This window comes from Ruegeria sp. BHSA163 (assembly GCF_059613365.1).
This window is the reverse complement of sequence record NZ_JBXWSJ010000006.1, coordinates 55,123-77,621: the sequence shown is the minus strand read 5'-3', so window position 1 is coordinate 77,621 and position 22,499 is coordinate 55,123. Positions and strand designations below refer to the sequence as shown.

Annotated in this window: 22 protein-coding genes; 13 read left to right on the top strand and 9 right to left on the bottom strand. The window is 52.8% G+C overall.

Annotated features, from left to right (window positions below):
* The first annotated feature begins 96 nt into the window (after positions 1 to 96).
* A complete protein-coding gene (gene lipA, locus AC2FNV_RS04870) occupies positions 97 to 1,047 on the top strand; it encodes a lipoyl synthase (RefSeq protein WP_170606720.1) in 951 nt (316 codons plus the stop codon).
* Complete coding sequence (locus AC2FNV_RS04865; RefSeq protein ID WP_496772567.1) at positions 1,044 to 2,195, top strand: amidohydrolase; 1,152 nt, start codon at positions 1,044 to 1,046, stop codon at positions 2,193 to 2,195. Before lipA ends, AC2FNV_RS04865 begins: the two co-directional genes overlap by 4 nt.
* Before the next feature lie 72 nt (positions 2,196 to 2,267).
* Here the strand turns inward: AC2FNV_RS04865 and hpt are convergent, their stop codons facing one another.
* Positions 2,268 to 2,810, bottom strand: coding sequence for a hypoxanthine phosphoribosyltransferase (gene hpt, locus AC2FNV_RS04860; RefSeq protein ID WP_170606724.1), 543 nt, complete (start codon positions 2,808 to 2,810; stop codon positions 2,268 to 2,270).
* A gap of 72 nt (positions 2,811 to 2,882) precedes the next feature.
* Here hpt and AC2FNV_RS04855 point away from each other — a divergent pair, with 72 nt between their 5' ends.
* Both AC2FNV_RS04855 and AC2FNV_RS04850 read left to right on the top strand, forming a co-directional pair.
* A complete protein-coding gene (locus AC2FNV_RS04855; protein WP_170607011.1) occupies positions 2,883 to 3,329 on the top strand; it encodes a type II toxin-antitoxin system RatA family toxin in 447 nt (148 codons plus the stop codon).
* Positions 3,330 to 3,367: 38 nt separating this feature from the next.
* A complete protein-coding gene (locus tag AC2FNV_RS04850) occupies positions 3,368 to 4,663 on the top strand; it encodes an MmgE/PrpD family protein (protein ID WP_496772564.1) in 1,296 nt (431 codons plus the stop codon).
* Here the strand turns inward: AC2FNV_RS04850 and pyrC are convergent.
* The gene (pyrC, locus tag AC2FNV_RS04845; protein WP_170606729.1) at positions 4,660 to 5,697 is read right to left on the bottom strand and encodes a dihydroorotase; all 1,038 of its coding nucleotides are present in this window, start codon (positions 5,695 to 5,697) and stop codon (positions 4,660 to 4,662) included. The genes AC2FNV_RS04850 and pyrC overlap by 4 nt on opposite strands.
* A gap of 167 nt (positions 5,698 to 5,864) precedes the next feature.
* On the opposite strand from pyrC, the gene AC2FNV_RS04840 reads away from it, so the two are divergent.
* Both AC2FNV_RS04840 and AC2FNV_RS04835 read left to right on the top strand, forming a co-directional pair.
* Positions 5,865 to 6,773, top strand: coding sequence for an AAA family ATPase (locus AC2FNV_RS04840; protein WP_170606731.1), 909 nt, complete (start codon positions 5,865 to 5,867; stop codon positions 6,771 to 6,773).
* 5 nt (positions 6,774 to 6,778) lie between these two features.
* Entirely contained in the window at positions 6,779 to 8,038 is a 1,260-nt protein-coding gene (locus tag AC2FNV_RS04835) for a vWA domain-containing protein (protein ID WP_170606733.1), read from the top strand.
* Positions 8,039 to 8,041: 3 nt separating this feature from the next.
* Here AC2FNV_RS04835 and AC2FNV_RS04830 read toward each other — a convergent pair whose 3' ends face one another.
* Positions 8,042 to 8,542: a hypothetical protein gene (locus AC2FNV_RS04830; protein ID WP_170480262.1), complete on the bottom strand. Its 501-nt coding sequence runs from the start codon at positions 8,540 to 8,542 to the stop codon at positions 8,042 to 8,044.
* A gap of 326 nt (positions 8,543 to 8,868) precedes the next feature.
* Here AC2FNV_RS04830 and AC2FNV_RS04825 point away from each other — a divergent pair, with 326 nt between their 5' ends.
* The 5 genes from AC2FNV_RS04825 (at position 8,869) to AC2FNV_RS04805 (ending at position 14,776) form a co-directional block, all read left to right on the top strand.
* Entirely contained in the window at positions 8,869 to 9,837 is a 969-nt protein-coding gene (locus AC2FNV_RS04825) for an XdhC family protein (RefSeq protein ID WP_496772560.1), read from the top strand.
* On the top strand, positions 9,834 to 10,835 hold the full coding sequence (locus tag AC2FNV_RS04820; protein ID WP_170606737.1) for a molybdopterin-binding protein: 1,002 nt from the start codon (positions 9,834 to 9,836) through the stop codon (positions 10,833 to 10,835). The genes AC2FNV_RS04825 and AC2FNV_RS04820 overlap by 4 nt, the downstream gene beginning before the upstream one ends.
* Before the next feature lie 152 nt (positions 10,836 to 10,987).
* Complete coding sequence (locus AC2FNV_RS04815) at positions 10,988 to 11,473, top strand: (2Fe-2S)-binding protein (RefSeq protein ID WP_170480267.1); 486 nt, start codon at positions 10,988 to 10,990, stop codon at positions 11,471 to 11,473.
* Positions 11,474 to 11,528: 55 nt separating this feature from the next.
* Entirely contained in the window at positions 11,529 to 13,889 is a 2,361-nt protein-coding gene (locus AC2FNV_RS04810; RefSeq protein WP_170606739.1) for a xanthine dehydrogenase family protein molybdopterin-binding subunit, read from the top strand.
* Between the two features lie 95 nt (positions 13,890 to 13,984).
* Positions 13,985 to 14,776, top strand: coding sequence for an FAD binding domain-containing protein (locus AC2FNV_RS04805; RefSeq protein WP_170606741.1), 792 nt, complete (start codon positions 13,985 to 13,987; stop codon positions 14,774 to 14,776).
* Between the two features lie 29 nt (positions 14,777 to 14,805).
* On the opposite strand, the gene AC2FNV_RS04800 is transcribed toward AC2FNV_RS04805, so the two are convergent.
* Positions 14,806 to 15,687 (bottom strand): MurR/RpiR family transcriptional regulator, encoded by an 882-nt coding sequence (locus AC2FNV_RS04800; RefSeq protein ID WP_496772558.1) that lies wholly within the window; start codon positions 15,685 to 15,687, stop codon positions 14,806 to 14,808.
* A gap of 150 nt (positions 15,688 to 15,837) precedes the next feature.
* Between AC2FNV_RS04800 and AC2FNV_RS04795 the strand changes: the two genes are divergently transcribed.
* A complete protein-coding gene (locus AC2FNV_RS04795; protein ID WP_367648163.1) occupies positions 15,838 to 16,602 on the top strand; it encodes a beta-keto acid cleavage family enzyme in 765 nt (254 codons plus the stop codon).
* Entirely contained in the window at positions 16,599 to 17,915 is a 1,317-nt protein-coding gene (locus tag AC2FNV_RS04790) for an aspartate aminotransferase family protein (protein WP_170606747.1), read from the top strand. The genes AC2FNV_RS04795 and AC2FNV_RS04790 overlap by 4 nt, the downstream gene beginning before the upstream one ends.
* Before the next feature lie 52 nt (positions 17,916 to 17,967).
* Here the strand turns inward: AC2FNV_RS04790 and infC are convergent, their stop codons facing one another.
* The 5 genes from infC to AC2FNV_RS04765 all read right to left on the bottom strand — a co-directional run bounded on the left by infC (position 17,968) and on the right by AC2FNV_RS04765 (position 22,437).
* Entirely contained in the window at positions 17,968 to 18,429 is a 462-nt protein-coding gene (infC, locus tag AC2FNV_RS04785; protein ID WP_496772607.1) for a translation initiation factor IF-3, read from the bottom strand.
* A gap of 246 nt (positions 18,430 to 18,675) precedes the next feature.
* Positions 18,676 to 19,509 carry a ferredoxin--NADP reductase gene (locus AC2FNV_RS04780; protein WP_170480278.1) on the bottom strand — a complete coding sequence of 278 codons (834 nt, stop codon included), beginning with the start codon at positions 19,507 to 19,509 and terminating at the stop codon, positions 18,676 to 18,678.
* 108 nt (positions 19,510 to 19,617) lie between these two features.
* A complete protein-coding gene (locus AC2FNV_RS04775) occupies positions 19,618 to 20,025 on the bottom strand; it encodes a DUF934 domain-containing protein (protein ID WP_170606749.1) in 408 nt (135 codons plus the stop codon).
* Positions 20,022 to 20,783: a phosphoadenylyl-sulfate reductase gene (locus AC2FNV_RS04770; RefSeq protein ID WP_170606751.1), complete on the bottom strand. Its 762-nt coding sequence runs from the start codon at positions 20,781 to 20,783 to the stop codon at positions 20,022 to 20,024. Before AC2FNV_RS04770 ends, AC2FNV_RS04775 begins: the two co-directional genes overlap by 4 nt.
* The gene (locus AC2FNV_RS04765) at positions 20,773 to 22,437 is read right to left on the bottom strand and encodes a nitrite/sulfite reductase (RefSeq protein ID WP_170606753.1); all 1,665 of its coding nucleotides are present in this window, start codon (positions 22,435 to 22,437) and stop codon (positions 20,773 to 20,775) included. Before AC2FNV_RS04765 ends, AC2FNV_RS04770 begins: the two co-directional genes overlap by 11 nt.
* Between the last annotated feature and the right edge of the window lie 62 nt (positions 22,438 to 22,499).

The following is a 22,499-nucleotide window of genomic DNA, read 5'->3' as shown; positions in this document are numbered from 1 at the left end:
CCAAATTCGCATAGCGGATATGCTCTGATGGTCTAGAGGCCGTTCGCAAACTATGTTAGGCAATGGAAAATTCACAAATAGCCAGGAATTACGTCAGTGCGTGATCTGAAAATACCCGAGCAAAGACATCCTGAAAAAGCCCATCGGCCTGACAACGCGCAGCCGAAAAAGCCAAAGTGGATTCGCGTGAAGGCCCCGGGTGGCAAGGGATACGCGGACACTCACAAGATCATGCGTGAAAATAATCTGGTAACTGTTTGTGAGGAGGCCGGATGCCCGAATGTTGGTGAGTGTTGGAGCCAAGGGCACGCAACCATGATGATCATGGGTGAGATTTGCACCCGAGGATGCACGTTTTGCAACATCGCTACCGGGCGCCCCGATGAACTTGACGTTTTCGAGCCCGGTCGCGTAGCTCACGCCGTTGAAAAGTTGGGCCTAAACCACGTTGTGATTACGTCTGTCGATCGGGATGATCTCGAAGACGGAGGGGCAGACCATTTCGCACAAACTATCCGAGCTGTTCGACACCGTTCGCCAAAAACAACGATCGAGATTTTGACGCCCGATTTCCTCAAATGTGATCCGTCAGTTCTGGAAACTGTGGTTGAGGCGCGACCTGACGTTTTTAATCACAATCTTGAAACTGTTCCCGGCCTTTATCCGCAAGTGCGTCCGGGCGCCCGGTATTTTCATTCGCTACGCCTTTTGCAACGTGTGAAAGAGATGGACCAATCGATTTTCACTAAATCGGGCATTATGGTCGGATTGGGCGAAGATGAACAACAGGTCCGTCAGGTTATGGATGACATGCGTGCAGCCAACATCGATTTTCTTACCATCGGTCAGTATCTGCAGCCGACCCCAAAACACCACCGTGTCGATCGCTTTGTCACACCCGAAGAATTCGCCGCATACGAAAAATCGGCCTTTGGTAAAGGTTTTCTGATGGTTTCTGCGACGCCTTTGACCCGCTCCTCATATCATGCAGGAGATGATTTTGTCCGGCTACGAAAAGCACGTGAGCAAAAGTTGACAAAAGGGTGACTCCTGAGGATCAGGCGTGGTTGACGCAAATTCGCCACGAGCTTCACAAGCGCCCGGAAATATCTGGGGAAGAACAAGAAACTGCGGCAGCAATCGTGGAAGTTTTAGCAGCCTGTTCCCCGGATAGAGTATTGACTGACTTAGGTGGCCACGGTGTCGCCGCCGTATATGAAAGCGGAAAAAAGGGCCCGATTGTAGCAATCCGGTGCGAGCTTGACGGGCTGCCGATTCAAGAGACCGCAGACTTAACCTATGTGTCCGAATATACCGGCAGAGGGCATCTGTGCGGTCACGATGGTCACATGGCCATGGTTTTGGGTGCGGCCAAGGCGCTGTCTAACTCTCGACTGGAAACCGGATCGGTCGTTTTAATCTTTCAGCCCGCAGAGGAAACAGGAAAAGGCGCAGTTGCTTTTCGTCATGATCCGAAATTTGCAGAAATCACTCCGGACTATGTACTCTCGCTCCACAATTTGCCGGGGCTTGACCTAGGGCAAGTTGAGTTATGTCCGGGTCCAGCAAATTGCGCGTCGCGCGGAATGCGAATAGTTTTGGTCGGCAAAACCTCTCACGCGGCTGCGCCACATGACGGCAAATCTCCCGCGCAGGCATTATCTCGGTTAATGTTTGAACTTGAAAAAATGGGGCCGGACGGCCCTATGGATGAAGCCTTTGCTTTAACCACTGTAACGCACGCCAATCTGGGCGCAGCCACATTTGGTGTGTCCCCGGGTCATGCTGAGCTGTGGGTGACATTACGTACAGTGACGGATGTCAGAATGGCGGAATTGATTGGGGCAGCCGAAAGCATGGTTCGTTCTTTGGCGGAAGCTGAAGGTCTGTCTGTAACCATTGAATACGATGATATTTTCGAAGCTTGCAGCAATGATTCCGAAGCTGTTCGAGTTGTTTCGGACGCATGTGCAGCGATGGGTCTATCTGTTCTAACATCGTCAAATCCACAGCGATTTTCCGAAGATTTCGGACAATTTGCCAAAGGTGCGAAAACGGCGATGTTTTGGCTCGGAGCAGGCAAGCACCATCCGCAATTACACAACCCTGACTATGATTTTCCAGATGCCTTGATTCCGGTCGGAACCGGCGTTTTTCTGGCCGCTATAAACCGTCTTTTGGGTTTTGAATCCTGATGTCGACTGGTTAGCTTCGGGCACAAATACACGTTCGTTTCATGTGGTGCATGACAGTGTGTGAGATCCCCTTTAGTCGCCAATAAAGCGTACTTTACCGATAAAAGGCAAATTCCTGTTTCTTTGTGCGTAGTCGATTCCGTAACCCACCACAAATTCATCCGGAATCTCAAATCCGATCCAATCGGATCGGAAATCCACTTCTCGGCGGCTTGGTTTGTCCAGCAAGGCAATGGATTTTAACCGCTTGGGTGATCGGCTATTCAACAGTTGCGTGACATGGTTTAGCGTGTGCCCAGTGTCGACGATATCCTCGACAACCAGAACGTCACGACCTTCAATAGCACCCCGCAAGTCTTTGAGAATACGAACTTCTCTACTACTTTCCATCGCGTCTCCGTATGAGGACGCTTCGAGAAAATCCACCTCGATTGGTAAATCGAGTTCCCGCACCAAGTCTGCGATGAATACAAAACTGCCACGCAGCAGGCCGACAACAATCAGCTTGTCGGTATCACCGAACTCTGCCGTGATTTCCCTACAAAGCTCTTCAATCCTGGCGGCGATCGCTTTGGCCGAGATCATCTCATCTATCGCATATGCGCGGTCGCTCATCAGTGCCCCCTTGATCTTTGGCGCGCAACATACGACATGACGCGCCATTGTCACCTGCTAATACCGAAAGCCATGCCGACCCATTCCGAAACGCGAACTCTGCCATACACTGCCCAGCAAATGTACGAATTGGTGGGTGATGTGTCGCGATACCCAGAGTTTTTACCATGGTGCGCTGCTGCGCGTATCAGGCGAACTTATTCCAAAGACGAGGGAAAAGTGATGGACGCGGATCTGGTGATTTCGTTTAAGGTGTTCCGAGAGCGGTTTGGCAGTCGCGTAACGCTCTTTGATGCGCGAAAAAAAATCGACACCGAATACCTGGACGGCCCATTTAAATACATGAGGTCCGACTGGCAGTTCGAGGATGCACCAGATGGTGGATGCAACGTTTCATTTCATGTGGATTTTGAGTTTAAGAACGCGGTGTTGCAGGGCATTATTGGTGTCGTATTCAACGAAGCGATGCACCGTATTGTCCGCGCCTTTGAACAACGTGCGGCAGATCTTTACGGCTGAGGCTTTACCCGCCCAATACGGACGCTAGACTGTTTTTCATGACGGTTTTGACCAACGCTCTTGCTAATTTTGCGGCCCGACCTGTATCGACTACGGCTCAGGCGCGCATTGTGACTTCTCTTTCAGCATTGGATTGGCTGGCCGTGGGTCGTGCGGGTGCAGATGAGCCCGTCTCGCAAATCGTTCGCAATATGGTACTGGCCGAAGGCGGGGCAGAGCAGGCCAAGCTATTCGGAGGCGGCGCGGCTCCTTTGCGTGCGGCCTCTTTAGTCAACGGAACAGTTTCGCATGCGTTGGACTATGACGATACCCATTTTGCCCATATCGGCCACCCATCCGTGGCTGTTTTTCCGGCAGCACTCGCAGTCGCCCAGGCCTTAGACAAGCCGATAGTCGATCTGCTTGAAGCGGCTTTGGTTGGGATGGAAACATCGATACGCATTGGCCTTTGGCTTGGACGAGGGCACTATCAGGCTGGCTTTCATCAGACCGCGACATCGGGGGCATTCGGGGCAGCGGTGGCCTCAGGTCGTTTGATGGCTTTCGATATGGAGCAGATGAAAAAGGTTTTGGGCCTGACGGCAACTCGTGCCGCTGGACAGAAAACGCAATTTGGAACGATGGGAAAACCTTATAACGCAGGTCTTGCATCGTCCAACGGGGTTGAGGCGGCTTTGCTTATCCAAAGCGGCTTCGAAACCAATCCTGATGCGGTCGAAGCAACCAATGGGTTTGGAGCGACTCACCTTGGGGCGGATGATACAGCAAGCGCTCTGGAGGGTCTTGGTGAGGAATGGCTGTTCAAAAATGTCAGCCACAAATTTCACGCCTGCTGCCACGGCTTACACGCGGCCCTTGAAGCAGCGCGAGAGTTGGACATTGCTGAACCCGAGGTCGCCGAACTTAAGGTCAAAACTCAACCCAGATGGATGAGTGTGTGCAATCAATTGGCGCCGACAACGGGGCTTGGTGCAAAGTTTTCTTACCGGACGGTTATTGCAATGCAGGCTCTTGGCCATGATACGGCCTTGCCCGAGAGTTTTTCGGATGAAGTTTGCACTGATCCGCGTCTGATATCCCTACGAGACCGAATTTCGGTCGAAGCCGATGAAAATTTGTCTGAAACACAGGCGTTTCTGTCTTTGTTGAGAAGGGACGGAGCGCGGCGCGAGGCAGTTCACGATCTGTTGACTCCTCTTTCATTGTCCGATCGTGAGGACCGAGTGAGGGAAAAAGCGTCAAAGCTAATTGGCGGTGAAACGGTCGACGAAATTTGGTCCATGTTGCGTACGGGTGGGCGCGCGGCAGAGTTGGCCGCGCGATTGGGCGGCTAGGAAACGCGCCAATGCAATGGAAACCCTGGCTCGAATACGGTCACTGGGCCGTCGTCAGTTTCTATCTTCGCCGGATACTCAACTGGGCTGCCTTTGGTAAGGGTGATCGTTTCCTCATTGACAGGTAGACCATAAAAACTGGGCCCGTGGATCGAGGTAAACCCTTCCAGCTTGTCGAGCGCTCGTTTGCTTTCGAACATTTCAGCCAGCAATGACATGGTATTGCTGGCGGTGAAACATCCGGCACATCCGCAAGCCATCTCTTTATTGGCATCAGTATGTGGCGCACTGTCAGTGCCCAGAAAAAACCGTTCGTCGCCTGAAGTGGCGGCGACCAAAAGTGCTTGACGGTGCTCTTCTCGTTTGGCGACCGGCAAACAGTAGTAGTGCGGCTTTATCCCACCCGCCAGTATATGGTTTCGATTGATAATCAGATGATGCGTGGTGATTGTGGCTCCCAGACCGACTTCACTCGAAACGACATACTCGACGGCGTGCGAGGTAGTAACATGCTCCATCACAACGCGTAATTCCGGCGTGGACATGCGGACAGGGTCCAGTACTCGATCAATGAAAACCGCCTCACGGTCAAAAATGTCGATCTCGGCATCCGTGACTTCGCCATGCACGCACAACGGCAGGCCAATTTCCGCCATCCTTTCCAGCACCGGACGCACCTTGTCAAAATCACGCACACCCGAGGCTGAATTGGTTGTAGCGCCTGCGGGGTACAGTTTGACTGCTTTGATCAGTCCGCTTTGATGGGCGGCGGCCACATCATCAGGGTCGGTATCCTCCGTCAGATATAATGTCATCAAAGGCTCGAAGCTCATACCGTCGGGCAATGCAGCCAAGATTCGGTCACGGTAAGCGGCTGCCTGTTCGCCTCGTACAACCGGTGGTACCAAGTTGGGCATGATTATTGCGCGCGCAAAATGACGGGCAGATTCGGGTAATACGGCGTGAAGCATTGCGCCATCGCGCAGATGCAGATGCCAGTCGTCGGGGCGGCGGATCGTCAGCGTGTCTGTCATTATATCCCGCTACCACAGCCTTAATCGCTGTAAAAGGCCATAGGGTCGAAGTCTTAATCTATAAAAAGTTTGCCATTGGATCGCAGCGTTGTAACTCCTCCGATGAAGACAGCCTTGACGAGCGGTTTTGGTCGTGACCTGTTGGGCGGAACACAAGTGAGGGCAACATGAAGCATCCAAATTCCATAGATGCCGTGCAGCAAGTTTTAAAAGAACAGGGTTACGTTTGCGGCAGGGCGCTGGCGACGGTCGTTTTCCTTTCGCTGAAATTGGGAAGACCATTGTTTCTGGAAGGTGAAGCCGGTGTCGGCAAAACAGAGATTGCCAAAGCGATTGCCGCGGGGTTGGGACGTCGACTAATTCGACTGCAATGTTACGAAGGGTTGGACGCGTCTTCGGCTGTCTATGAATGGAACTTTCCGGCTCAGATGGTTGCGATTAGGACGGCTGAGGCCGCGGGCGGTGCTGATCGGGGTGCGCTGCAAACCGAGCTTTTTTCGGATGAATACTTGGTAGAACGTCCTTTGCTGCAAGCGATGCGGCCCGACGAACAGGGCGCTCCTGTCTTGCTGATCGACGAACTCGACCGAACAGACGAACCTTTCGAAGCTTTTCTTCTAGAGGCGCTCAGCGATTTTCAGGTTACAATTCCTGAACTGGGAACAGTCAAAGCCCCAGAACCACCGATCGTGATCGTAACGTCGAACCGAACGCGCGAAGTGCATGATGCGTTGAAGCGTCGCTGTCTTTATCACTGGGTCGATTACCCCGACTTTGAACGTGAGATTGAAATCCTTCACGCCCGTGCACCAGAGGTTGCGGATGCACTTAGCCGTGAGGTCGTGGCGTTTGTTCAGCGTCTGCGCACCGAGGATTTGTTCAAGAAGCCGGGCGTGGCCGAAACCATCGACTGGGCAAAATGCCTGCTGGCCCTGGACGTGATGAACCTAAGCCCTGAAGTGATTGGTGATACGCTGGGGGCCATACTCAAGTATCAGGACGATATCCAAAAACTACAGGGGTCCGAAGCCAAACGGATTTTGGATGAAGCCAAAGCGACGCTTGAACCTGCCTGATTGTTATGGCTGAACAACTCCCGCTGGACATACCGGACAATCCAAAGCTGGCGCATAATATCACTCATTTTGCGCGGGCGCTGCGCAAGGCTGGGTTGCCGATTGGACCCGGTCGTGTGATCGATGCTATCCGCGCCGTACAGGCAGCGGGTTTTACCAAAAAACAGGATTTTTACTGGACGCTTCATGCCTGCTTCGTCAACCGACCAGAACACCGTACAGTTTTTGCGCAGGTTTTCCGAATGTATTGGCGCGATCCGCGATACATGGAACACATGATGGCGATGATGCTGCCTGCTATTCGCGGTGTGCAGGAGGAACGTAAGGCCGACGCTGGTGAAAAACGCGCGGCCGAGGCGCTGCTGGATGGAGTGGAACGCGACGCACCCGAATCGGTTGATCAACAGGAAGAAGAAACCGAGATCGAGATTGATGCGACACAGACCGCGTCATCTGAGGAACGGCTACGTAATCTTGATTTTGAGCAAATGAGTACGGCCGAAATTGCCCAGACAAAACGGATTTTGGCGCGTATGACATTGCCGGTTAAGCCCATCCAGTCGCGTAGGGGTAAAGCCAGCCATCTTGGACACCGCATTGACCGGGCACGAACGTTACGTGCAGCTATGAGGCAAGGGGGCGAGATGCGAGACATCGCACTGTTACAGCGCAAACCGCGTTGGCCCAACCTTGTGGCGCTTTGCGATATCTCTGGTTCGATGAGTCAATACAGCCGTATTATTCTACACTTCCTGCACACAGTATCGAATGCTAAAGGCGCGGGTTGGGCCAAGGTCTACGCTTTTACGTTTGGCACTCGGCTTACCAACATAACTCGCCATCTTCATCAACGTGACGTCGATGCAGCGCTGGCCGCGGCTGGTGCCGAAGCACAGGATTGGGAAGGAGGAACCCGCATCGGCGATTGCCTTCATCAGTTCAATCGCGACTGGTCAAGACGTGTCATGGGGCAGGGGGCGGTGGTTTTACTGATAACCGATGGTTTGGAGCGTGGCGATCCGGACCGCCTTGAAGCAGAGATGGAACGCCTCCATCTGTCATCCCGCCACCTGATATGGCTAAATCCATTATTGCGATGGGACGGGTTCACTCCTAAGGCGCAGGGTATTCTTGCAATGCTGCCGCATGTCGACAGTTTCAGAGCAGGCCATTCAATTGCTTCTCTGGAAGAATTGGCCGCCGTGATCTCGCAACCCGACGACCAGGGACAGAAAGCTCGGCTAATGGCCTCGCTCACCTCATAGTGTTTACGACAGTTGTTCTTCGTTACATTTTCGCGCCATTTCCATGGCTTTGTATGTGCCTGTAAGATCGACTGAAAAGGCAAACTCCTTTTCAGGGAAAACGATCATGACCTTTTGTCTGGCAATATCATCGGCGAACTGCGGATCATCGGATAAAACATAGCCGCCAGAGTACCCTTTGGTTATGTTGCCCTTCATTCCGGTGGCTTCGCCGACGTAGATATTTTCACCCAAAAGAATGGCAACGGCTTCTGTCTCACCTCGTTTTATATCAGTCTCTGCCTTGGTGAAAACGCCGACGTAACCTACGCCTCTATCTTCGGTAAGACCCATTTGCACGACGTTTTCAGAATCGTCGACTGCTTCGATCAGGCAGGACTTTTTATCTTGGTCAATAAAGACCTTCCAACCTTCAACCTCGCCATATTTCAGAAATGTGTCTGCTGACACAGCTGAGGCAGCGGTTAGCCCGATTATTGTGGCCATTGAGGTAATGATTTTCAATTTTCTGTCTCCTTTTTTAGAAATTTGGCGGGGACTGCGCTGAAACAAAGATGCTGCGCTTAGTTCAAGCTAAATCTCGTACCTTACATAATCAACGCTTTGTGTATTCGTATACTTGTGGCACGAGGATATCCACTCATCCAAAGAATAAAGAATTCTGGCTGTGCAGTCCTAGTAAGGGTAGTTATGCCCGCCATTACCTTGGAAGGTTTGAACAATCCGCGAAGCGATTGTCGACAGAGGGGAAGTGGCGTGCAGTATGCACAGACAGCTTTTCATTGCGCTAAACCTCCCTATGTTGGATCGCAATACCGTCGGAGGTTAGGATGGACAGATTCGACAACAGTCCTGAAACAGCACTGAACTGGTACCGTAGTGGCAAGGGTGCTGCGCTAGCGACAGTCGTGCAAACATGGGGTAGCGCGCCAAGGCGTGTTGGATCACAATTGGTAATAGGAGGCGATGGTCAAATTGAAGGATCGGTGTCGGGTGGTTGTGTCGAAGGGGCGGTAATTGTCGAAGCCCTTGACGCTATCGAAGAAGGCGAAGCCCGCCTTTTGGAGTTCGGCGTCAGCAACGAGGACGCCTTTGCCGTCGGTCTTGCCTGTGGTGGAACGATCAGAGTGTTGGTCGAGCCGATCGGCAGGGTTTTCCCCGAATCAATGCTTGAGGAATTGGTGGCAGCCCGCGCTAATCGGGAAGCGATTGCTTACGAGGTAAATGTCGAAACCGGGCAACGTGCCTTACGTCACAACGCCTACCCGGATCGATTGCGAATGGACCGTTCGGGTTTCGAAGAGGACGGTCAGACGTTTGTCGCAGTCCACAACCCTCCGTTGCGCCTAATCGTTGTCGGGGCGGTTCACATCGCGCAAGCACTTGTTCCCATGGCAAGAATTGCAGGCTATGATCCGGCCATTGTCGATCCAAGGGAAGCTTTCGCCTCTAACGCCCGGTTTCCCAGAGAGAAAATCCTAACGGATTGGCCGGACGAGGCGGTAAAACAGCTTGGGCTAGACTCGCGAACTGCAATTGTTTTGCTTTCACATGATCCGAAACTGGATGACCCCGCGCTGCAAGCCGCTTTACAAGCGAACGTTTTTTATATCGGAGCCTTGGGATCCACCCGTACACACGCCAAGCGCATTGATCGGATGAAACAGGCCGGTTTCACGGATGATCAGATTGCGCAAATTCATGGTCCAATTGGGCTTGATATCGGTGCCGCGGACCCATCTGAAATCGCCGTTGCAATTCTTGCGCAAATGACTGCGGTTCTACGAGGTAAGGCGTGAAGTTCGGACCGATCCCGGTTTCGCGAGCTAGCGGAACGATTCTCGCGCATTCTGTTAAGGTCGGGGATCGAAAGCTCCGCAAAGGTGTTCGGCTGACACCCGAACATATCGCTCAGATGGATCGGGCGGGTTTAACAAATGTCACAGTTGCACGGATGGAACCAGGCGATTGTCACGAGGACGAAGCCGCGCGAACTCTGGCAACTGCGCTTGCTCCTGATCCATCTTTGGCCAATCTAAGATTGACCGAAGCATTCACCGGGCGTGTCAATTTGGTTGCTGAAAGCCCCGGGGTCGCTGTATTGAGTACAGACGCGCTGCATCGGTTCAATCAAGTTAACGCGATGATTACCGTTGCAACGGTACCCCAATATCAGCAGATGAATGCTGGCGGCATGGTGGCAACCATCAAAATCATCTCTTATGCCGTCCCTAAGGCCGATGTTATTTACGCTGCAAACCTTGCTCATGGCGCGATACGGGTTGCGAAACCAGTTTTGCATACTGCAGGTCTTGTCGTAACGGATATTCCAGGCGGCCCGCCCAATGAAAAAGGCATCGCCGCTATCCGAGGCCGGGTGGAAGAGCTAGGGATGGAGTTGTCGGACGTTCGAATCGTTCCCCACCAAACACAGGCGATCTCAAACGCGATTCTGGATACTCACGGCGACGTAGTGATGATTCTGACGGCTTCGGCGACCTCGGACGAAAATGATGTTGCACCCGAGGCGGTTCGCGCTGCGGGTGGAACCGTGGATCGGTTTGGTATGCCAGTAGATCCTGGCAATTTGCTATTTCTTGGGTCCTTGCATGGCCGTGCCGTAATCGGTCTGCCGGGTTGCGCACGCTCGCCTGCATTGAATGGGGCAGATTGGGTTCTGTCCCGAGTAGCTTGCGGGATCGAAACGACAGGCAACGACATTGCCGCCATGGGTGTCGGCGGCCTTCTCAAAGAGATACCAACAAGACCGCAACCCCGCGCCGCAAAAAGCAAGTGACGCAACGGCACTTTTGCCGAATTGCTGTGTTGATCCACTATCACAGACTCGAGAAAGTTCATCTTGGGAAAACACGCAAATATTTTTGTTCTCAAACAAAAATTCCCGTGTTTAACTCGGGCCAAGGAAAAACACTAAATAGGGAGGATCTCATGACACAGGTCTCAATGACCGTGAACGGTAAGGCCGTTAGCGGTGACGTCGAAGGCCGGACCCTGTTGTCCAGCTTTTTGCGGGAACACCTGTCACTGACCGGTACCCATGTTGGTTGCGACACCGCACAATGCGGGGCTTGCGTCGTACACGTGAACGGAGAAGCCGTTAAGTCGTGCAACATGCTTGCGCTGGAAGCAGACGGATCGGAAGTTGGCACGATCGAAGGTCAGGCAAACCCGGACGGGTCGTTGAACGTGATTCAACAGGCTTTCCAAGATCATCACGGTCTACAATGCGGTTTCTGCACGCCGGGAATGGTAATGAGCGCGGCAGCACTACTGAAGGAAAACCCGCGCCCAACTGAGGCCGAGGTGCGTAAGTACCTTGAAGGAAACCTGTGCCGTTGCACAGGCTATCACAATATCGTCAAAGCGATCATGGCCGCGTCCGGCCAAGACGTCAGCAGCATAGCCGCCGAGTAACGCGGCCAAAAAAGAATTTTCCAGGGAAGTTCTTTTTCAGGGAGGAGAACAAGCAATGCCCAAAGACAGTGGCATCGGAGCCAGTTCCAAGCGGCGCGAAGACGTGCGCTTTCTGACCGGAGCAGGCAATTACACCGACGACATCAACGTGCATGGCCAAGCTTATGTGCATTTTCTAAGATCCGACATCGCGCACGGCAGAATTAAGTCCGTGGACACCTCTGCGGCAGAAAACATGCCCGGAGTTGTGAAAGTTTTTACCGGTAAAGATTTCGAGGGCGTAGGCGGGATGCCCTGCGGGTGGGAAGTGACCGATCGTCATGGCGCTCCTATGCAGGAGCCACCGCATCCAATTCTGGCGCAGGGAAAGGTTCGCCATGTAGGGGATCCGATAGCAGCGGTAGTCGCGGATTCGCTGGAACAGGCGCGTGATGCGGCCGAAGCAATTGCTTTGGATATCGAAGAGTTACCCGCGGTTCTTGACATGAAAGCTGCTGCGCAGGACGGCGCCACTCTGGTTCACGATGATCTGAAAAATAATATCTGTTATGACTGGCATCTTGGTGAAGCTGATAATGCAAAGGTAGATGAGGTCTTTGCCAATGCGGCGCATGTGACCACGCTGGATTTGGTCAACAACCGTTTGGTTGCAAACCCGATGGAGCCTCGCGTTGCCGTTGCTGAATACAAGCGCGGTACTGACGAGTACACGTTGTACACCACGTCGCAGAACCCGCACGTTATCCGTTTGCTGATGTGCGCTTTTGTTCTGGGCCTTCCGGAGCACAAGGTTCGCGTCGTCGCACCCGACGTCGGCGGTGGATTTGGCACCAAAATCTTCCACTATGCGGAAGAGGCTTTTTGTACCTTTGCGGCGAAAGCTTGTGGGCGACCCGTCAAGTGGACCGCAAGCCGATCCGAGGCGTTTATGTCTGACGCACAGGGCCGTGATCACGTCAGCAGAATCGAATTGGCGCTTGACGCGGACAACAATTTCGTCGGCTTGCGTACTGACACATATGCCAACTTGGGCGCATATCTTTCGACTTTCTCTAGTTCAGTTCCGACTTGGCTGCACGGTACTTTGATGGCGGGCAACTACAAGACGCCGGTCATTCAGGTGAACGTGAAGGCTATGTTTACCAACACGGTGCCGGTGGATGCCTATCGCGGGGCAGGTCGCCCCGAGGCCACGTTCCAGTTAGAGCGTGTGATCGACAAAGCCGCCCGTGAATTGGGTGTGGATCCGATTGCTCTCAGACGGCAGAACTTTATCACCGAGTTCCCATACGACACTCCCGTGGCGTTGACCTACGACACTGGGAATTACAATGGGACAATGGACAAGCTTGAAGCAGCTGCCGATCTGTCTGGCTTTGCGGCGCGCCGCGCGGAAAGTGAGGCCAATGGCAAACTACGCGGCTTGGGTATAAATTGTTACATCGAGGCGTGTGGAATTGCCCCATCTAACATTGTTGGCATGTTAGGGGCTCGTGCGGGTCTTTATGATGCTGCGACGGTGCGGGTAAACGCCACTGGCTCAATCAGCGTCATGGTCGGCGCACACAGCCATGGCCAGGGCCACGAAACGGCTTTCCCGCAAGTCGTAGCGGACATGATCGGTATCGACGAGTCGATGGTCGAGATCGTGCATGGTGATACTTCCAAAATTCCGTTTGGAATGGGAACGTATGGTTCGCGTTCGCTGGCCGTCTGTGGCTCGGCCATGGTAAAGGCAACAGAAAAAGTGATCGATAAAGCGAAAAAGATCGCTGCGCATCTGTTGGAAGCGTCAGAAGCTGATATCGAATTGAAGGATGGTCAGTTCACTGTTGCTGGCACGGATAAATCCGTGGCGTGGGGCGATGTGACGTTGACGGCTTACGTTCCTCACAACTTCCCTCTGGAAGTGGAGCCTGGGCTGGAAGAGACGGCGTTCTATGATCCAGCCAATTTCACGTTCCCTGCGGGAGCCTACGCTTGTGAGGTCGAAGTCGATCCAGAGACTGGACAGGTCACAATTGAAACTTTCACGGCGGCAGATGACTTTGGCAATATCATCAACCCGATGATTGTGGACGGTCAGGTGCACGGTGGAATTGGTCAGGGAATTGGTCAAGCATTGCTTGAAAATTGTGCCTATGACGAAAATGGCCAACTCCTAAGCGCCTCATTCATGGATTATGCGATGCCGCGTGCGGACGACCTTCCGTTTTATGGTGTGGATCATTCCAGCCAGACGCCGTGTACGCACAATCCGCTAGGCGTGAAAGGCTGCGGAGAGGCTGGCGCAATCGGGTCGCCTCCTGCAGTGGTCAACGCGGTTCTGGACGCTTTAAACTCGGGTGGCAAAACCGTCGATCACATCGACATGCCGGTAAGCCCCTCACGCGTCTGGGCAGCTTTGAACAGCTAAGTTGTTGTGTGGGTGCGAGGGGCAATCCTTCGCACCCCAAGGATTTTAATTGCCAGAAGAAGGGCGGTTCCGCGCCTTTTTGAAAGGAAAACGAAATGTACAATTTCGAGTTCGAAAAACCCTCAACCATCGCCGATGCAGTTGCAGCGATGGGAGGAGAAGAAGCTCAGGCATTGGGGGGCGGGCAAACCTTGATCCCTACGCTAAAGCAGCGATTGGCCGCACCATCGTCTTTGGTATCTTTGACAGGCATCCCAGAGATGCGCGGTGTTTGCGTCGAGGATGATGGGTCAGTTTCTATTGGTGGCGCTACGACGCACGCTGCCGTGGCCGCTGATGCGGCTGGCAGCTATCCCGCGTTGGCGGCCCTGGCCGGTCAGATCGGCGATCCTGCCGTTCGAAACCGTGGTACCATTGGTGGCTCGATTGCTAACAACGATCCTGCAGCCTGCTATCCAGCGGGTGCGCTCGGCTCAGGAGCAACGATCGTTACCAATAATCGCCAAATTTCTGCAGATGACTTCTTTGAGGGTATGTTTAGCACCGCCCTGGAAGAAGGCGAGATCATCACGTCGGTCCGCTTTCCAGTGCCTCAGGCGGCAAGCTATCAGAAGTTCTTGCAACCAGCCTCCCGTTTCGCGTTAGTCGGGGTATTTCTGGCACGGTTCGCCGACGGCGTTCGAGTCGCGGTAACTGGTGCAAGCGAAGATGGGGTGTTCCGCTGGTCCGAAGCAGAACAGGCGTTGAGCAAAGAATTCCGCCCAGACGCTCTGATGGATCTCAGGATCAATGCAATGAATATGATTGCCGACTTGCATGGAAGCAAAGCATATCGTGCACATCTTGTCAGTGTTATGACAAAGCGCGCCGTCGAAGCGTGTATGTAACTAGAGACGAAAAAACAAAAAAGCCTCGGCTAATAACCGGGGCTTTTTATTTTCTTTACGCGGGGCAGTCGTGATGGTTGCCAATATGCCCCCGTATCTTCGCGGGCTTTTAAGTGAAGTTCGACCCGGTCACGCGCGGCGTCACCGCCCGCAGAAACGAGATGCCCCAACAAACACTCCAAAACAGCCATCGCCCCCGAAAAGCTGGAGAAATGGTGCAATGATCGTGTGCTTACTGGTAAAACCACGTCTGCCGAGATACCTGGCGCGATTACATCGCTATCGGACATCATTATCAGTTTGAGTCCTTGTTTTTTTGCAAATCGCATCGCTTGGATCGTATCGGAAGAATAGGGTTGAACAGTTACAGCAAACAGACAATCCCGTTCATCAGCACCAAGCAAATCATCGATTGCCGAGCCAACATGCCGAGGCGCTAATTTAAGCCCAGGATGCGCCATTCGCCCTGCATAATGAAAATAATATGCCAGGGCATAACTGGCGCGAGTTGCTGTGACATAACAACGATTAGACTGCATAATCAATTGTGTCGCCGCGCCTATCGTTTCAGGTTCCAGCAACCTTAGGGAGCGTGACACAACATTCAATTCGTTCCTGGCGAATTCCGCCTGCGCAGTTCCGTAATTCCCGGATTTATCTGATTGGTCCAGCCAATCCTGACCTAGTTTTTCTTCGGCATCCGTAACCAATGCAGACCGAAATGGTTGGCGGAACGCGTTGAAACCGTCAAATCCCATTTTATCGGCCAAGCGGACTAGTACGTTTGGGCTTACTCCGATCTTTTGAGATGTGACCCGAATTGGGTCGATCCCAAAATCACCCGGGTGATCAATAATATATTTTGCAGCTGCCTTTAGTTGCGTTGGCAAATCGTCGATGTCGCGACGCAATCGATTTGTCAGTTGTGTTACATGGAGTTCCATATCAAGAAAAAAACATATGTTTTGGAAATTACAAGTGTGAAACGTTTGGACTGAACGTAGATCGCAACTATAGCGCCTAAAAAGAGGGCTATGGGTAGATTAATCAGGAAGAACATCGTGTCGCAATTAGATGCAACTGGGCCTTACATTCTGGTTGCTCCAAACGGAGCAAGACGCCGGCTTACGGATCATCCGGCGATACCGATTTCAATGGACCAGATCGTTTCAACGGCGAAGGCGTGTTATGATGCTGGTGCGCGTGGCTTACATTTACACGTTAGGGACGACTATGGCCGGCATTCTTTGGACGCTGGCAGGTACCTCGAAACGATTTCGGAACTGCAACAAAATGTACCTGCGATGGATGTTCAAATCACGACTGAAGCAGGTGGTATGTATGACGTTGAAGCGCAATATCTCTGCCTGTCAGAAGTTAAGCCCAAATGGGCTTCGATTTCAGTCAGAGAGGTTGCAAAAAACCCTGAACTTGCGGCACGTATATACAGCCTTTGCGAGGATCAAGGAACCCGCGTACAGCATATCCTGTACGATGCGGCAGATGCAGATTTATTGATCAAGTGGCAAACTGAGTGTGTGGTTAAACCGTCGCAAGTGGAAAGACTTTTGGTGTTGGGACGCTATTCATTAGACCGAAATTCAGCGCCTGAGGATATCGATCAATTTCCCATAGACACTTCTCCGTGGATGGTGTGTGCCTTTGGATCGCAGGAGCATACTTGTTTGGTTAACGCCGCATTGCGCGGAGCTGATGTTCGGGTTGGGTTCGAAAACAGCTTGACCATGGAAACTGGTCAACAATGGGTCGACAATGCCGCATCAGTCGCAGCATTAGTGGCGCAGATAAAAGGTAGATCAAGATGAGTCATGTTTTCCCACGTCACACAAAATCTGAATTGCCGACCGCAATAAGCGGGGAGGGTTGTTATCTGATCGACAGTCAAGGGCGGCGATATTTGGATTGCGGCGACGCTGCGGTTTCGTGCTTGGGGCATTCGAACAAGGCAGTCATCCAAGCTGTTCAACAACAAGTGGAACAGATTGCCTTTGCTCACACCGGATTTATGACTTCGGAACCAGCTGAGGCTCTTGCTGACCTGCTCATAAAATACGCTCCGGGAGAACTGGATAGAGTCTATTTTGTGTCCGGTGGATCAGAGGCAACGGAGGCAGCGATCAAGCTGGCTCGGCAGTACTTCCTTGAGATTGGACAGCCCACTCGAAGTCACGTCATCGCACGTCGTCAGAGTTATCACGGCAATACATTAGGCGCATTGTCGGCAGGTGGGAATGAGTGGCGCCGGGCACAGTTCTCTCCGATGTTGATAGAAATGAGCCACATAGCACCCTGCTACGAATATGCCGAAAAACCCGACGCTGAGAGCAGTTTTGAATATGGGCAACGAGTGGCCAATGAACTGGAGACAGAAATTCTACGTCTTGGACCAGAGTCGGTCATGGCATTTATGGCCGAACCTGTAGTGGGCGCGACATTGGGAGCAGTTCCTGCCGTTGATGGATACTTCAAACGGATCAGAGAGATTTGTGATCAATACGGAGTGTTATTGATTTTGGATGAGGTCATGTGCGGCATGGGACGGACCGGGCATCTGTTTGCGTGCAACCATGACGGCGTGGTGCCAGACATTCTGTGTATCGCAAAGGGACTGGGCGCCGGATATCAACCAATCGGCGCCATGATGTGTACCGGAAAAATATATGACGCTATTCGCGACGGATCGGGTTTTTTTCAGCACGGCCATACTTATGTCGGACATCCAGTTGCCACTGCTGCAGCTTTGGCGGTTGTGACAGAATTGACCGAAAGAAACCTGCCGGAACGGGCGGGCGTCAAAGGTGAAAACCTGCAATCGGCATTAGAAGCGACGTTTGGCCAACACCCGAATGTCGGCGACATTCGGGGAAGGGGACTTTTCCGAGGAATCGAATTAGTTTCCGAAAGAAACAGTAAGACCCCATTTGATCCCAACAACGGAATCGCAGGTAAGGTCAAAAAAGCAGCCTTGGCCGAAGGGCTGATTTGCTACCCGATGTCAGGTACCCGCGACGGCCGAACAGGAGATCACATATTGTTGGCGCCGCCGTTTATAATCCAAGACTCTGAGGTCGACGAGTTGGTGGTAAAGCTGAAACGCGCTCTAAATAACGTATTATGAAAAGGGCTCCACCCACTTTTGAAGGAGCCCTTAGAATAAGAAATACTCAATCTTACTTTTGTGGTAGCGGCCCAATCATCATGATCATTTGACGGCCTTCCATCTTCGGCATGTTTTCTATCTTGCCGATTTCCTGAATGTCTTCAGCGACGCGTTCGAGCAACTCGCGCCCGAGATTTTGGTGCGCCATCTCACGGCCACGAAAGCGTAGAGTTATTTTGACCTTGTCGCCCTTTTCAAGGAACTTTACGACGTTTTTCATTTTGACGTCATAGTCATGCGTGTCGGTGTTCGGACGGAATTTGATTTCCTTCACCTCGATGACTTTTTGTTTCTTTCGGGCTTCGCTTTCGCGTTTTTGCTGTTCGTATTTAAACTTGCCAAAATCCATGATCTTGCAGACCGGTGGGTTCGCGTTGGGCGATATCTCGACCAGATCGAGGCCAGCTTCGGCGGCAAGTTGCATGGCTTTCGCGGGATGAACCACCCCGACATTTTCGCCATCAGCGCCTATCAGGCGAATTTCGGGGGCACGGATTCTGTCATTTACGCGCGGTCCGGTTTCTCTCTGCGGTGGCGCGTTGTGAGGTCTGCGAGCTATGGGTTCATTCCTTTGATGATTTCAGAAATTCGAGCCCGGAATTTAGACGTCTCCGGGCATCGTTTCAAGCGGCATAACGGGGTATTACACCGAAAAATCTAAGTTTTGTCTGGGGTTTTTAGCAGGCAGGGTAAGTTTTAGCCCTGCCTTTGAATTGTGTCAGCCCACAAAGGCCTTTTCGACCACGAATTCTTTGGGTTCGGAATTAGCGCCTTCGCGCAAGCCGAAACCTTCCAGAATAGCTTTAATGTCGTGGTTAAAGGCGAGACTTCCGCAAACCATAGCACGATCTGTCTCGGGCCTTATTCCACCTTCGACACCCAAATCAGCGAATACAGTTCCGTCCTGCAACAAGGTGGTGATACGTCCCATCTTTGGACTCTCTTCTCTTGTTGTTGTCGGATAATACCGAATCTTGTCGGCGAAGTCTTCGCCGATGAGTTCGGCCAGTAACTCGTCCTGCCGAATGTTGTCGATCAATTCCTGGCCATAGTTCAACTCGGCCACGTCGCGACAAGTGTGAGTGATGATGATCTCGTCATAATCTTCATAAGTCTGTGGTTCGCGCAGCAAGGAAGCAAAAGGAGCGAACCCAGTTCCTGTGGCAAAAAACCAAATACGCTTGCCCGGCAAGAGCGCGTCGTGCACCAGGGTGCCAACTGGTTTGGGTCTTAGAATGATCTGATCGCCAGGTTTGATATGCTGCAGCTTGGACGTAAGCGGGCCATCCTGAACCTTGATCGAGTAAAACTCCAATTCTTCGTCCCAAGAAGGGGAGGCGATAGAGTAGGCACGCAACAGCGGTTTACCGTTATCACCTAACAGTCCGATCATAACAAATTCACCTGAACGGAACCGTAAAGAGGCCGGGCGCGTGACTTTGAACGAGAACAAACGATCCGTCCAATGTTTGACGTCGGTCACAGTTTGGGCGTCTGGCAAGACGGGAGCCTTAACGGCGGTTGCTTCGGTCACGGATTTCATCTCTGTCATCGTTTCGCTGCCGATCTGCTAAACCGACATCTCCGTTTAATCTTTGATCCAAGTCAGGAAAAGGGGCAGATTGTCCCTTTCGGCGTCTTACGTTGAAGCGTCGGTCGATCAGCCGCGAAGACGCGCCTGATAGTTGTGCTCCTGCCAATCGGCTCTGCTCAGCCATTGGTCTTCGGGTTGGCGGGCAGCCAACGCGTGATCAATCTCAATCTCATCAAATCCACTTCTTCGGGCCATTGCATATTGATCAGCCAACACATGGCCCTTGGCCCTCAATCGGCCTCTATAGCCTTTCAGGCGCAATGTCCGCGCGATGGTAAAGCCGCGACCGTCAGCAAAGGACGGGAAGTCCACGCGAACCATTCGGGAGCTGCCCAAGCGTTCCATTAACTCGTCAGGATCTGCGTCTGAATTCACATCCAGCGCGACAACATCATTAGCCGCATCATCAAGTGTGACGAAACCGTCTGTCCAGTCATCAGGGGAAAACCCCCCGTCGGTAACAATTACGTTCATGTTTTTTCTCCGGTACGGACCATTTTTCCATCAATGAAATGGATGCCGCATTCTTCTTTGTTCTGATTGCGCCAACGTCCGGCGCGCGGGTCTTCGCCCTCTTTGACCGGCGATGTGCAGGGGGCGCAACCGATCGAAGGGTATCCTTTTGCCACCAGTGGATGTCGTGGTAAGCGATTTTCGTCCATATAGGCAGGTACGTCTTCTGGTGCCCAATGTGCCAACGGGTTGACCTTGATCCGACCTGTTCCGTCTTCGACTTCGAAGAACTCCAGAGTGGCCCGAGTGCCCGACTGAAAGCGCTTTCGCCCTGAAATCCAGCCGCTGTAGCCAGAAAGTGCCTGTTGCAAGGGAAAGGTTTTCCGCAGATTGCAACAGGCGTCTGTATCATGAACGTGAAGGGCGCCATATGGGTCGTCACGCTGTACATCTTCGTCATTCGCTCGGATAATACGGACGTTGCTCAGCCCCAGTCTATCACTGACTTCATGCTGATGCTCCAAGGTCTCAGTAAACAGCATCTGCGTATCAATGAACAACACTGGTGTAGCCTTATCGACTACTGCCACCATGTGCAGCAAGACGACTGATTCCGCTCCAAAGCTGGAAACCAGGGCAAGATCTTCGATTTCTGCCAGCGCGCCATGCATCACGTCATGAGCACTGTGGTGCCGGAACCGATTATTCAGCGCACCGACTTGCTGTGTCAGCGCGCGACGATCCCGGCCAAGTTCCGTTTGTATCAGGTCAAGCGGCATTCGCTCGAGCCTCTGGATAGAGAGCAGCCTTGAACGGCGCCATTCCAACGCGACGGTAAGTTTCCAGGAAAGTCTCTTCGGTGCCGTCTCGCTGCTCCAAATAGGTTTCTACGATACGTTCCACGGCAGGCACGATTTCGTCGTAAGCAAAACCAGGTCCGGTGCGATCACCAACCGCGGCGGCTTCGGTTGCGTCGCCACCCAATGTAATTTGATAGTTTTCGACGCCAGCACGATCCAAGCCAAGAATACCAATATGGCCTACGTGGTGGTGGCCACACGCGTTAATGCAGCCCGAAATCTTGATCTTCAGGTGGCCGATATCATGCTCAAGCTTCAGCTCGTCGAAGCGGGTCGCAATCTCTTGTGCAACCGGGATTGAACGGGCGGTCGCCAGCGCGCAGTAATCCATGCCGGGGCAGGCAATGATGTCGCTGATCAGGCCGATATTGGCTGTGGCCAGCTCATACTCTTGCAGCTTGGCATGGATCACCGGCAGGTCCAACTTGTGGACATGCGGCAGAATCACGTTCTGCTCATGGCTGATGCGCAGTTCGTCATAGGCGAACTCTTGGGCCAGATCCGCCATCACGCGCATCTGCTCGGCAGTCGCATCACCCGGTGTCTGACCGTGCTTCTTGATCGAGATCGTGACGATCGCGTGGTCCGCGTTCTTGTGCGGTGCGATGTTGGTATCGACCCACGAACGGAAGACCGGATCGTTGGTATAGGCGCCTTCGAACGACGCAACCGAACCTTTGCGGAAGGCCGGAGGTGCAAAGTGGCCTTTGATCTCATCCAGCAGAGCCATATCGGCGCCCTTGAACTGCGGGCGAACCTGTAGGAAGCGCTCATTCACCTTGGCGCGGATGGCGTCGATGCCATGTTCGTGCACAGTGATCTTAATGCGCGCTTTGTACTTGTTGTCGCGGCGGCCGATCTGGTTCCACACGGACACCGTGGCTTCCAAATAGGCCAGCAAATCGTCAAATGCGACGAACTCGGACAGCTCCTTGCCGATCATCGGAGTACGGCCAAGACCGCCACCCACGATAACACGGGCACCAAGAACGCCGTCACGTTCAACCAGTTGCAGGCCGATATCGTGCGCCTTTATCACTGCGCGATCGTTTTCCGATCCGGTAATAGCGATCTTGAACTTTCGCGGCATGAACTGGAATTCCGGATGGTCGGTGGACCATTGACGCAGAAGTTCAGCGTAGGGGCGGGGGTCCGCAATTTCATCTGCCGCGGCACCCGCAAAATGGTCGGCAGTAACGTTGCGAATGGTGTTGCCCGAGGTCTGGATGGCGTGCATGCCAACCTCGGCCAGCGCATCCAGCATATCCGGCACGTCATTCAGTTTGGGCCAGTTGTACTGGATGTTTTGACGGGTGGTGAAGTGACCGTACCCTTTATCCCACTTCTCGGCTAGCAGGGCCAACTGGCGCATCTGCGCGCTGGACAGCGTACCATAGGGAATAGCTACTCGCAGCATGTAGGCGTGCAACTGCAGATAAAGGCCATTCATCAAACGAAGTGGTTTGAATTCATCTTCGGTCAAAGAGCCGTCAATTCGACGTTCAACTTGAGCGCGGAACTGCGCGTTGCGCTCTGACAAAAATGCTGCGTCAAACTCAGAGTAACGATACATGATTAGTTGTCCTTAAATGCAGCCCCGAACCTTGGGGGCCTTTACGGGGAGAGAGGGCCGGA